Source organism: Endozoicomonas sp. 4G, assembly GCF_023822025.1.
Classification (GTDB): Bacteria; Pseudomonadota; Gammaproteobacteria; order Pseudomonadales; family Endozoicomonadaceae; genus Endozoicomonas_A.
This window is the reverse complement of record NZ_CP082909.1, coordinates 969,848-983,076: the sequence shown is the minus strand read 5'-3', so window position 1 is coordinate 983,076 and position 13,229 is coordinate 969,848. Positions and strand designations below refer to the sequence as shown.

The 13,229-nt window shown below is 47.7% G+C and carries 9 protein-coding genes; 8 read left to right on the top strand and 1 reads right to left on the bottom strand.

What is annotated here, in order from left to right; translation table 11 throughout:
* The first annotated feature begins 298 nt into the window (after positions 1–298).
* The 5 genes from K7B67_RS03680 (at position 299) to K7B67_RS03660 (ending at position 8,424) form a co-directional block, all read left to right on the top strand.
* Positions 299–1,756, top strand: coding sequence for a hypothetical protein (locus K7B67_RS03680; protein WP_252179025.1), 1,458 nt, complete (start codon positions 299–301; stop codon positions 1,754–1,756).
* Between the two features lie 73 nt (positions 1,757–1,829).
* Positions 1,830–3,365 carry a hypothetical protein gene (locus K7B67_RS03675; RefSeq protein WP_252179024.1) on the top strand — a complete coding sequence of 512 codons (1,536 nt, stop codon included), beginning with the start codon at positions 1,830–1,832 and terminating at the stop codon, positions 3,363–3,365.
* 73 nt (positions 3,366–3,438) lie between these two features.
* Complete coding sequence (locus K7B67_RS03670; protein ID WP_252179023.1) at positions 3,439–5,037, top strand: hypothetical protein; 1,599 nt, start codon at positions 3,439–3,441, stop codon at positions 5,035–5,037.
* Between the two features lie 73 nt (positions 5,038–5,110).
* Positions 5,111–6,646 carry a hypothetical protein gene (locus K7B67_RS03665; RefSeq protein ID WP_252179022.1) on the top strand — a complete coding sequence of 512 codons (1,536 nt, stop codon included), beginning with the start codon at positions 5,111–5,113 and terminating at the stop codon, positions 6,644–6,646.
* 155 nt (positions 6,647–6,801) lie between these two features.
* Positions 6,802–8,424, top strand: a complete 1,623-nt coding sequence (locus K7B67_RS03660) for a hypothetical protein (RefSeq protein WP_252179021.1) — start codon at positions 6,802–6,804, stop codon at positions 8,422–8,424.
* Between the two features lie 20 nt (positions 8,425–8,444).
* Here K7B67_RS03660 and K7B67_RS03655 read toward each other — a convergent pair whose 3' ends face one another.
* Complete coding sequence (locus tag K7B67_RS03655; RefSeq protein ID WP_252179020.1) at positions 8,445–9,407, bottom strand: tetratricopeptide repeat protein; 963 nt, start codon at positions 9,405–9,407, stop codon at positions 8,445–8,447.
* 153 nt (positions 9,408–9,560) lie between these two features.
* Between K7B67_RS03655 and K7B67_RS03650 the strand changes: the two genes are divergently transcribed.
* From K7B67_RS03650 to K7B67_RS03640, 3 genes are all read left to right on the top strand, one after another.
* On the top strand, positions 9,561–11,057 hold the full coding sequence (locus K7B67_RS03650; RefSeq protein ID WP_252179019.1) for a carboxypeptidase M32: 1,497 nt from the start codon (positions 9,561–9,563) through the stop codon (positions 11,055–11,057).
* Positions 11,058–11,233: 176 nt separating this feature from the next.
* A complete protein-coding gene (locus tag K7B67_RS03645) occupies positions 11,234–12,292 on the top strand; it encodes an AI-2E family transporter (RefSeq protein ID WP_252179018.1) in 1,059 nt (352 codons plus the stop codon).
* Positions 12,293–12,582: 290 nt separating this feature from the next.
* On the top strand, positions 12,583–13,209 hold the full coding sequence (locus K7B67_RS03640; protein ID WP_252179017.1) for an NUDIX hydrolase: 627 nt from the start codon (positions 12,583–12,585) through the stop codon (positions 13,207–13,209).
* Positions 13,210–13,229: the final 20 nt, after the last annotated feature.

Sequence of the window (13,229 nt, the reverse complement as noted above, 5' to 3'; positions counted from 1 at the left end):
GTTCAAAAAAAAATCGTTGCTCTCAGAGTTTTCTCACTATTCAGGGAGCTACTTGTTGCTCTCGGCCAGCCTTATTTTCTCTCTTTCTTCTGGGACTGCCTATTCAGCTCCTCCCATCAAAAACAGTGCCGGCTCTGTCACCTTTTCAGGTGAGACACCGGAGCTTCCGGGTACAGAAGAACTGGGTGCCACAGGCATCACAACCTCAGATGCAACAGAGAATACGACAGCATGGGATGCCCCTGTCTCCGGGCCTAGTGGTGTTACCTGGTCAGTCACTTTGCCGGCGGATGAAGAAATGCCGGCGGATGAAGAAATGGGTGCCACAGGCATCACAACCTCAGATGCAACAGAGAATACGAGAGCATCTATTTTTGACGATCCTGGTCTTAAATGGTCAGCCTCTTGGCCGAGGGAAGAAGCAATGGCTGCCGCAGGCAACACACCCTCAGTAACAGAGAATGAGGCATTATTGAAACTGCCTGTCTACTCAATCACTTTTTGGTGGGAGGCTCCGTCTGCCGAAACGACTGATTCAACGCCATCCGTTCCACACGGTGCCAGTAATGCACCGCCTTCAAATCAGGATCCAATGCTACCAAAATGCTCCGGTTGGCCGAACAACGACAAGAAGGCCGCCTGTAAATGGCGAGCCCATTTTGCGATGCTGTTGTCAGCGCTCGATAGTGACCCAACCGATGGTACGAATGATACGTTCCCAGCCCTTGACCTTGTCAATTCATCGCTGCAAGAGATGGAGCTAAACAATGATTCGCTAAACAATGATTCGCTAAATGGTGCGCTGCTAAGTATAGAAACAAACCCTGCAAACTATACGGTAATTGACCTCTATTATGTGCTCTGGTTAATTGCAAAGCACAATGGTGAACAGAACCTTATGAAGGTTCTGCGCCTGAACGCAATTATTCTCAAACGTTACTTAACTCGTGATGATGGTTCATTACGCTACCAGTCAGCCGTATTAAAATTATCAGAACGGGCGTTTCTCGAAGCATTGACAGGTTTACGGAGCGCCCTGAGCCAGGCTAATTCCAGACATGAAACTGCTGAGATAATGACCCAATTTATCTTCAACGATCTGTATGACTTCGTTCATTCACAAGCCGTGACTGCATTCGAGCATGAGGTTGGCTTCCACTCGCCATTGGCAATCAATACCTTAACGTTACTTTATGAACTTGACCAGATTTCAGCCCAGCTATTTGATGGCAACAATTATGTTGAAGCCAATAATATCGCCTATGCCCGAAGCAGAGCCTGGTTTTTCATTTTCGGTCAGTTTGGTCATCGTCAGCCATTGCCAAAGCCGTTCTGGTCCTGCAAATATCACGCCCACGTTCGGGAGGAAAATGAACGATATTCACAGCACGATCGTAATCTCTACTCCGCTTACCGCTCTCTAACTGCGTTATTCACATTATTCCTTGGTAATCAGGAAATGGCTTATAAAATGCTTAAAAGACTTTCGTGGTCCAATCGTCATTTTGAAAGGGGAACTTATCCCTCCGATATAGAGTCTATCGTCAGCTGGGTGGTCCACAGCAACTTCCGTATGTTCGAGCCACTTGAACGTCACAGAATTATGCGAGCACTGTCTTTAATGGCCAGTAATCCACTCCCTCCCTCTCCGCTTCATCGCACTCCCGATACTATTCGTTCGGCTGGTAACCCGGAGGTGTTGGAGGCTATTAAGAAAGAGCTTGAGAAAGCGCAGTCAAAGGCTAAGCCAGAATAACTGACCTGGGTTCAGCACTAACATCAGCACAGCACAGAATCTTTTTAGATCAATAAAATTCAAGGTTTATTAAATGTTCAAAAAAAAATCGTTGCTCTCAAATTTTTCTCACTATTCAGGGAGCTACTTGTTGCTCTCGGCCAGCCTTATTTTCTCTCTTTCTTCTGGAACTGCCTATTCAGCTCCTCCTATCAAAAACAGTGCCGGCTCTGTCACCTTTTCAGGTGAGACACCGGAGCTTCCGGGTACAGAAGAACTGGGCGCCACAGGCATCACAACCTCAGATGCAACAGAGAATACGACAGCATGGGACGCCCCTGTCTCCGGGCCTAGTGGTGTTACCTGGTCAGTCACTTTGCCGGCGGATGAAGAACCGGGTGCCAGTAATGCACCGCTTTCAGATCAGGATCCAATGCTACCAGAATGCTCTGGTTTTCCGAACCAGAACGTGGAGGCCACCCATAATTGGCAAGCCCATTTTTCGATGCTGTTGTCAGAGCTCGATAGTGACCCAGCCAATGGTACAAATGTTGCGTTCCCAGCCCTTGATCTTGTCAATCCATCGCTGAAAGAGATGGAGCTCAACTATGATTCGCTAAACAAGGATTCGCTAAACAATGATTCGCTAAACAATGATTCGCTAAACAATGATTCGCTAAATAATGCGCTGCTAAGTATAGAAACAAACCCTGCAGACTATACGCTAATTGACCTTTATTATGTGCTCTGGTCAATTGCAAAGCGCAATAGTGAACAGAGCCTTATGAAGGTTCTGCGCCTGAACGCTATGATTCTCAAACATTACTTAAGTCCTCGCAAGGTTGCAGGATTCCACAAGTTGAGCGGATTAAAATTCCTAAAATGGCGGTTTCACGAAGCATTGACAGGTTTACGGAGCGCCCTGAGCCAGGCTAATTCCAGACATGAAACTGCTGAGATAATGACCCAATTTATCTTTAACGATCTGTATGACTTCGTTCATTCACAAGCCGTGCATTCATTCGAGCAAGAGGTTGACTTAAACGGGCCGTTGGGAATCCATATCTTAACGTTCCTTTATGAACTCGACCAGATTTCAGCCCAGCTATTTGATGGCAACAATTACGTTGAATCCAATAATATCGCCTATGCCCGAAGCAGAGCCTGGTTTTTCATTTTCGGTCAGTTTGGTCATCGTGAGCCATTGCCAAACCATTCCTGGCAATGCAGATATCACTCCCACGTTCGGCAGGCTATTGAACGATATTCACAGCACGATCGTAATCTCTACTCAGCTTACAGCTCTCTAACTGCCTTATTCACATTATTCCTTGGTAATCAGGAAATGGCTTATAACATGCTTGAAAGACTTTCCTGGTCAGATCCTTATTTTCGAAGGGGAAATTATCCCCCCGATATGGAGTCTATCGTCAGCTGGGTGGTCGACAGCAACCTACGTATGTTCGAGCCACCTGAACGTAACCGGATTATACAAGCACTGACTTTAATGGCCAGTAATCCATTCCCTCCCTCTTCGCTTCATCGCACTCCCGATACGATTCGTTCGGCTGCTAACCCAGAGGTGTTGGAGGCGCTTAAGAAAGAACTGTTACAGGCTAAGTCAGAATGACTGATCTGGGTTCAGAAATAACATCAGCACAGCATTGAAGCTTTTTAGATAGATAAAGTTCAAGGTTTATTAAATGTTCAAAAAAAAATCGTTGCTCTCAAATTTTTCTCACTATTCAGGCAGCTACTTGTTGCTCTCGGCCAGCCTTATTTTCTCTCTTTCTTCTGGAACTGCCTATTCAGCTCCTCCCATCAAAAACAGTGCCGACTCTGTCACCTTTTCAGGTGAGACACCGGAGCTTCCGGGCACAGAAGAACTGGGTGCCACAGGCATCACAACCTCAGATGCAACAGAGAATACGACAGCATCGGGTGCCCTTGTTGCCGAGCCTGGTCTTTCCTGGTCAGTCTCTTGGCCGGCGGAAGAAGCACTGGCTGCCACAGGCAACACAACCGCATCGAACGCCCCTGTCAACCTGCCTGTCTGGTCAATCACTTTTCAGTGGGAGCCTCCCTGCCAGTCAGCCGAAACGACTGATTCAACGCCATCCGTTCCACACGGTGCCAGTAATGCACCGCTTTCAAATCAGGATCCAATGCTAACAGAATGCTCTGGTTGGCCGGACCAGGACGTGGAGGCCACCCATAATTGGCAAGCCCATTTTTCGATGCTGTTGTCAGAGCTCGATAGTGACCCAGCCGATGGCACAAATGTTGCCTTCCCAGCCCTTGACATTGTCAATCCATCGCTGCAAGAGATTAAGCTCAACAGTGATTCGCTAAATGGTGCGCTGCTAAGTATAGAAACAAACCCTGGAAACTATACGCTAATTGACCTCTATTATGTGCTCTGGTTAATTGCAAAGCACAATAGTGAACAGAGCCTTATGAAGGTTCTGCGCCTGAACGCTATTATTCTCAAACATCACTTAAGTCCTCGCCAGTTTGCAGTATTCCACAAGTTGGGCGGATTTGATGCTGCAAAAGTGGTCTTATTAGAAGCATTGACAGGTTTACGGAACGCCCTGAGCCAAGCTGGTTCCAGCCATGAAACTGCTGAGATAATGACCCAATTTATCTTCAACGATCTGTATGACTTCGTTCATTCACAAGCCGAGTCTACATTTCAGAAGGAGGTTCGCATCAACTCACCGTTGGTAATTAATACCTTAACGTTCCTTTATGAACTCGACCAGATTTCAGCCCAGCTATTTGATGGCAACAATTACGTTGAAGCCAATAATATCGCCTATGCCCGAAGCAGAGCCTGGTTTTTCATTTTCGGTCAGTTTGGTCATCGTAAGCCATTGCCAAAGGTGCCTAAGCGATTCAGACGTCAGCAGCTCGTACAGCAGGCTATTGAAGGATATTCACAGCACGATCGTAATCTCTACTCAGCTTACAGCTCTCTAACTGCGTTATTCACATTATTCCTTGGTAATCAGGAAATGGCTTATAACATGCTTGAAAGACTTTCCTGGTCAGATCCTTATTTTCGAAGGGGAAATTATCCCCCCGATATGGAGTCTATCGTCAGCTGGGTGGTCGATAGCAGCCTACGTATGTTCGAGCCACCTGAACGTAACCGGATTATGCAAGCACTGTCTTTGATGGCCAGTAATCCATTCCCTCCCTCTTCGCTTCATCGCACTCCCGATACTATTCGTTCGGCTGCTAACCCAGAGGTGTTGGAGGCGCTTAAGAAAGAGCTGTTAAAGGCTAAGTCAGAATGACTGACCTGGGTTCAGAAATAACATCAGCACAGCACCGAATCTCTTTAGATCAATAAAATTCAAGGTTTATTAAATGTTCAAAATAAAATCGTTGCTCTCAAATTTTTCTCACCATTCAGGCAGCTACTTGTTTCTCTCGGCCTGCCTTATTTTCTCTCTTTCTTCTGGAACTGCCTATTCAGCTCCCCCTATCAAAAACAGTGCCGGCTCTGTGGTCTTTTCAGGTGAAGCGCCAGAGCTTCCGAGTACAGAAGAACTGGGTGCCACAGGCATCACAACCTCAGATTTAGCAGAGAATGCGACAGAATTGAACGCCCCTGTTGCCGGTGCCGGGCTTGGTGCTACCTGGTCAGTCACTTTACCGTCGTCGGAGTCTACCTCCTGGTCAACCGAAACGACTGATTTAACGCCATCGGTCGCAAACGGTGCCAGTAATGCACCGCTTTCAGATCAGGAGCCAATGCTACCAGGATACTCCGATTCGCCGAACGAAGATGTGGATACCATCAGTGATTGGCCAGAGCATTTTGCGATGCTCTTAGAGCTCGAGAGTGACCCAGCCAATGATACGAATGATACGTTCCCGGCCCTTGACCTTGTCAATCCATCACTGCAAGAGATGGAGATCAACAATGATTCGCTAAATGGTGCGCTGCTAAGTATAAAAACAGAACCTGAAAACTATACAGCAATTGACCTCTATTATGTGCTCTGGTTACTTGCAAAGCTCAATGGTGAGCAGAGCCTTATGAAGGTTCTGCGCCTGAACGCTATTATTCTCAAACGTTTCCTTAATCATTGCGATTTCGAGAGGGTAGACTTCCACAAGTTAATCAATGACACTATTCCAAGAGGGGCGTTACTTGGAGCATTGGCACGTTTACGCAAAGCCCTGAGCCAAGCTCATTCCAAGCATGAAATTGCTAAAATAATGACCCAATTTATTTTCAACGACCTGTATGACTACATTCATTCAGAAGCAGCGACTGAATTCGAGGAACAGGTTTACTTTAAGTGGCCGTGGGCAATCCACCTCTTACGTTTCCTTTATGAACTCGACCAGATTTCATCCCAGCTATTTGATGGCAACAATTACGTTGCACCCAATAAAATCGCCTATGCCCGAAGCAGGGCCTGGTTTTTCATTTTAGGTCAGTTTGGTCATCGTAAACTAATGCTACAGCGGGTTTATAATCGAGCCGTATGGCGCAATCCTTATCCAGAACAATCGGAGGATTTGGCACGATTTTCACAGCAGAACCGTGATCTCTACTCCGCTCACCGTTCTCTAACTGCGTTATTCACATTATTCCTTGGTAATTTGGATATGGCTCATAACATGCTTCAAAGACTCGGTAAGTTTGAGCGTTCTTTTTACCCGGATTGTTGCCGCAATGTGTATTCTATCGTCAGATGGGTGATCGTCGGCAACCTCCGTATGTTCGATCCACCTGAACGTAACAGGATTATGCAAGCCCTGTCTTTAATGTTCAGTAATCCATTCCCTGACCCTTCTCTTCATCACACTCCCGATACGATTCGTTCGGCTTCTGACCCGTTCGTGCTGATGGCGCTTGAGCACTATCTGCCGCAGTTTAAATCAGAATAAATCAGCCCATAGCTCAGTCAGCATATTGGTTTACTGGCAGAATCATTTATTACTGCTATTAGTTGACTGAGCCGGTAGTTGACTGAGCCGGTTTCAGGACTGACATCAGGACGGCATCGAAGCTTTGTGGAGTAGTAAACGTCAAGGTTTATTAAATGTTCAAAAAGAAATCATTACATTTAGAGTTCTCTGACCATTCAGGCTATTGCCTGTTGCTCTCGGTCAGCCTTATTTTCTTCCTTTATTCCGAAACAGCCTATCCAGTTCCCCCCGTGAAACCCAGTAGCAGCTATGCCATCTTGTCAGGTGAGACTCCAGAACTTCCGGATACAGAAGAACTTGGGGCCACAGGCACCACAATCCCGGATATTACCGGATTGGACAACCCTGCTTTCGAGGCCAATGACTCCGGGACAGGAGAATTTTTGACGCTGTCTTTCTCCCAGTTATCCGTAAGCGCCTATTCAAATTTATTCTTGCCAAACAGTGCTACCCATGCACCGCTTCCAGAGCAGGTGTCAATGCTGCCCGGTACAGAACCCGGTGCCTGGCTGGATCATTTTTCAATGCTGTTGTCAGAGCTCAATAATGAGCCCGGCTATGGTATCAATGATACCTTCCCGGCCCCTGAGTTTATCAGTCAATCGCTGCAACAGGTGGAACTCAATAATGTTTATCTAAACGATCCTGTTCTAAACAATATTTTGCTCAGTAATGCACTGCACAGCATAGTAACAACCCCTGAAAACTATACGGTAATGGATATCTATTATGTTCTCTGGTTAATGGCAAAGTACAATAATGAGCAGAGTCTTATGAAGGTTCTGTCCTTAAACGCTCTTATTCTTAAACGTCACCTTAACCTTGGCAAAATAAAATTCCACCAGTTGGCCGACGATGTTGCAAGAGAAGTATTATTCGACTCATTGGCACGTTTACGGAAAGCTCTGAACCAACCTGGTTTTAACGTTGGGGTTGCTGTAATAATGACCCGGTTTATCTTCAACGATCTGTATCACTACGTTCATTCAAAAGCCACGGATGCATTGGAGCTGGAGCTTGCCTCCCAGGGAACCAGGGCGGGTCTTATCTTAACGTTCCTTTATGAGCTCGACCAGATTTCATCCCAGCTATTTGATGGCAAAGATTACGTTGAATCCAATAATCTCGCCTACGCCCGAAGCAGAGCCTGGTACTTCCTTTTCGATAAGTTTGGTCATCGTGATCGATCGCCACAGCAGAGTCGCAATCTTCACTCCGCTTATATATCTCTGACTGCGTTATACTGCTCATTCATTGGTAAGCCGGATATGGCTTATAGAATGCTTGAAGAACTTGCCCGGACAGTGCCTGGTTTCGCCAGGGAAAATGATACCCACGATGTGCATTCAATCGTCAGATGGGTGATCAACGGCAATCTCCTTATGTTCGATCCATCTGAATATGACAAGATTGTGCAAGCCCTGTTCCTCATGGCTAGAAACCCATTCCCTTCCTCTTCTTCCCAGCACACTCCCAATACTATTATTCTGGCGGGTAACCTGGACATATTGAGGGCACTTCGGAAAGAGTTGTCGCTGGTTTACTCACAATGGTTCCATGTGTTGAATATCGGTCCGCCGCTATCCTATCAAATTGAAACAAGCGAGGTGTTTGAAGTGACTGCCTTGGCAAACACCATCGAGAGGCAGAACAAGGCTCAACAAGAACAGGATAAAAAGAAACCCGGCTGGTTTAAGAAATTACAGCAACGTAATACGTCACTTCAAACTCATTGAAATGACGTACCATGCACAGGCTAATCGTTAACGAAAGCCATATTACCAATCGCAGTCAGCAAAGCTCTTGCTCTTTTCTCATCTTCCGAGGCATTCATGCGACTAGCCAGAGCCAGTGCCCTCAAGGCCTCCGCTGCGGCTATCTCCCAATCTTCCATACGGTGATGAGTTTTTGCCAACAAGTAGTGATACAACATCTGGGAACGAGCACTCTTAGGAATAGCTTCCACAGATTCGATAACAGCCAGTGCTCTGTCGTATTTACCTTCAAGGTAATCAATTCTTGCCAACCTCAAGTTTGCGCGAACGATTTCATCAACATCTTTCAAGACTTCATAGAGGGCAAGCGATCTCTTCAATACTATTCTGGCACGATCCAGATCAGGTTTGTCCGAATCACTGAGAAGCGCACCGTAATTATACAGCATCTTAGCCTCGAGGAACGGGCCAACGGGCCGGTATTTCTCTAACGCTTCCATGCCTTTTTCGGAGTACTCCATCGCCGCCTCCTTTCGACCCTGAGCCCTGGCCACCGCGGACAACTGGGACAGACTGAAAATGTAGCCATCCCACTCTTCGTGCTCCTGGGCATAGTTGCAGGCTTCCTCAGCCACTTTGCGAGACTGGTCATAATCGCCACGATAGAAGTAAATGGAAGCCACAGTCAGGGCAATCCGAACCTGGTCCTCAAAACGCGACTGCATAGCCGCCTCCCGCATCGCCTGGGGACCCAATTGAATATAGGCCTGCCAGCAGCCTTCCCGCTTCATTTCGAGGCTATGCCGCAATAGCCAGTCGACTAATTGTCCTGACTCGCTCTGCGGTGGCTGAAATTTTTGACAAACAGCAGGGTCTTCATTGGACACCTGCCCCTCAGCGACCGCTGCATGAGCAAAGAGAACAGCGCTCAGAAACACAAACCATTTTGCTTTATATTTGTGAAGACACGGTTGTGAAACAGTCAGGAAGAACGGCTTTTGCATAAATTCAGACTCCATCTTATCCGTAATAATTAGCCGACAGAAAATGGAGTCTAGTATAGGATAAGCGTTTTGCGCTGAAAGAAGCTTCATTCTGTCAACGACCGAAAGCCGGAAATCGACCGTTACAATAACCAAAACGATGGAACCAGAATTATGAATCAGGCCTACAACCAACTGGTAGAACGTTTCAACAAGCTATACCGTTTTCAACATCTGTCTGCCATGGCCAGCTGGGATCAAGCTGCCATGATGCCTTCCGGGGGCAACCAGGCCCGCTCAGAAGCACTGGCTGAACTCTCCAGCCTGATGCACGAACTGCTGACGGAAGAGCAGGTGGGCCAGTGGCTTCAGGAAGCCGGGGAAAAAGCTGACGACACGGTAATAAAGCGTTCTATCCGGGAAATGGAGCGGAGCTGGAAAAATGCTTCGGTCATGCCGGCCGATCTGGTCAAAGCCCAGTCCCTGGCCAGCTCAAAGTGCGAACATGCCTGGCGAACCCAGCGCCCGGAAAACGACTGGAAAGGCTTTTCAGAAAACCTGAAAGAAGTCATCAAACTGGCCCGGGAAGAGGCCAGTATCCGCGCTGCGGCTTCCGGAGCCAAAAGCTACGATGCCATGCTGGAACTCTACGAACCCGGCATGACTTCCAAAGAGCTGGATGTTCTTTTTGGCAACCTGAAGAACTGGCTGCCAGAAACCCTGCAAACCGTTGTGGAACAGCAAAAAAATGATTCTCTGATAAGCAGTCAGGGCCACTACCCTACCGACAATCAGAAGGCTCTGGGGCTGGACGTAATGAAACGGCTGGGTTTTGACTTCAATCATGGCCGACTGGACGTCAGTGTTCACCCATTCTGCGGAGGGGTTCCGGAAGATGTTCGACTCACAACCCGTTACAACGAAGAAGACTTTGTGGAATCGCTGATGGGTACCATCCACGAAACAGGCCATGCCCGCTACAACCAGAATCTTCCGCAGGATCTGAGAACGCTGCCACTGGGCTCCTACCGTTCCATGGGGGTTCATGAAGGCCAAAGTCTGTTTTTTGAAATGCAGCTGGGCCGCAGCCCCCAGTTCCTGCAGTTGATCAGGCCTCTGATCGTAAAACACCTGGCCGGGGGTCAGGAACATGAGCGTTTCAGCCAGGTCAATCTTGAGAAGATCTACCATCGGGTAAAGCCCGGTTTTATTCGTGTTGAAGCTGATGAAATCAGTTACCCCATGCATGTCATCCTTCGTTATGAAATTGAGAAAGCACTGATCGAAGGAGACCTTCTGGTGGACGACCTGCCCCAGGTCTGGAATGAAAAAATGCAGGCTTACCTGGGCCTTGCCACCGGTGAAAATCACAGCATCGGCTGTATGCAGGACATTCACTGGCCAATGGGCGCGTTTGGCTACTTCCCAAGTTATACCCTGGGTGCCATGTATGCAGCCCAGCAGTTTGCCGCCGTTAAACGACAATTGCCTGATGTAGAAAGTCGTATTGCTAACGGTGATCTGGAGCCGATATTTAACTGGTTGACAGAAAACATCTGGCAGCAGGGCAGCCAGTTGGACACCCACGAACTTTACACTCAGGCGACCGGTGAACCGCTGAATGCCGATCACTTCAAGCAGCATATTCTGAGTCGTTATCTACACAACTGATGACTCAGTACCTTTAGCCACCTGAGCCCACTCACCCGCAGGTCGGGTTCAGGTTGAGTGGGCAGCCACCTGATAGTCACTAACCTATTTTAAAAATTCATACGACATACAACAGAAGTCAGTGTACCCTGTCTGCCATTGTATCACCCACCCCTTAACAGCCAGCAAACGCTACCATGCAACTCACTGAAATACAGAACATTAGCCGCTACATAGTGATAGCAGCCTCACTGGTGGTCATTCTTGCCGGTATCCGACTGGGCAGCGAAATACTCTCCCTCCTTTTGTTTTCTTACTTTCTGGCGATCCTTCTGAACCCCGCCATTAACGCCTTGAGTCGGCTGCATATTCCCAGGGTGCTGGGTATTCTGTTGGTTGTCTCAGTGTTGATCGTTGCTATTTTGATGATTGTGGCTTCCATTGGCAGTGCCTTACAGGATTTTGCCAAGGCGCTGCCGGGGTACAAACAGCAAACGACCGATATTGTCCACCAGATCAGTGACCGGCTGGCGCAACGTAATATTAATCTGGACCTGAAATCCATCGCTGAGCCTCTGGATACCTCCTCCCTGTTTGGCTTTTTAACCTCCATGCTCAGCCATATGGGCAGTGCCACCAGTTATGTTTTGCTGATCTTTCTGACGGTTGTCTTCATGCTGGCTGAGGCTCCACTGCTAAGAAATAAGCTGATCCGCTCTATGCCCAATCCAGACCAGCAACTGAGAGACCTTGAACGATTTGTCGCTTCAGTCAATCGTTACGTTGCCCTGAAAACAGCCATCAGTCTGCTCACCGGGTTACTGGTTGCTTTGTTGTTATGGTCACAAGGGGTTAACTTTTACCTGCTGGGAGGCATTCTGGCTTTTGCCCTGAACTTTATTCCAAACATTGGCTCCATACTGGCGGCGATTCCCGGCATCCTGATCACCTTGCTGCAACTGGGTTTTTCTGAAGCCATCTTTGTTTCAGCGGGCTATTTTGCCATCAACATGGTGATTGGTAATATTCTTGAGCCCAGAGTTCTGGGCAAAGGACTCGGCCTTTCGTCCATGGTCGTGTTTTTATCACTGCTGATCTGGGGCTGGTTACTGGGACCCATTGGTATGCTGCTCTCAGTCCCCCTGACCATCAGCATAAAAATATTACTGGAATCTTCACCTGACAGCCGAAGGTTTGCAGTACTTTTGGGGTCGGGCCGGATGGTAGAGGAAGTGGAGGCTGAGCAGTCGAAGTAATGGCTGCTTTCGCTGAGAGATAGCACTGACTGGGCTTATTTGATGCCATGGCTGTTAATAAGGTATTACTGTCTCGGTTTTCGATGTAACTTATTGAATATAAAGTAATTTATTTATTTGATGGTTATTTGATGGAGAGTAGACCGACGGAACTTCCCCGTCAGCCCCTTGCAGAACGGTACGTAAAGTTGTTGCTTAAAATCAGCCGGAAGCAGGCCTCATGAAAATTTTCGTGTACAGTGTCACTATCAACTAAATTAACCAGACTCATCAACGAACAGGCCAACACCATGCAAAAAAACCCATGGATAAACTGGGCTGAGCAGATTCGAGCTATTGCCCAGAACGGAATAACCTATACCGATGGTGGCTTTGATCTGGAACGCTATCACCAACTTCAAACCATTGCCCACGAAATGACCGCACTGCTTGCCGGTGCTCCCATTGAAAAAGTCGATCAGTTTTTTCTCCCTGAAAAGGGCTATACCACACCCAAGCTTGATATCCGGGCCGGAGTGTTTCAGGACGGTCGTATCCTGCTGGTGAGAGAACGCTCTGATGGTCGCTGGGCCCTGCCGGGTGGCTGGGCCGATGTCTGCGAATCCCCGGCCTTGGGAGCGGAACGGGAGGCTTTGGAAGAGTCAGGGTATATTGTCAAAGCCGAAAAGTTGGTGGCCGTTCGCGATGTTCATAAACACCCCTACTATCCCACCAACCCTCACCACCTGATCAAAATGCTGTTTCTGTGCGAGCTGAAGAGCGGCAGCCCCACTGCCAATATCGAAATATCAGAAGTCGGCTTTTTTGAACTGGATCAGCTTCCCCCGCTTTCACAGGGGAGAACCATTGCTTCCGACATTGCTTTGTTAAAGCAACATGATGAAAACCGTGACTTGCCTACAGAGTTTGATAAGTAATTCCTGCCCGAAAATCCACA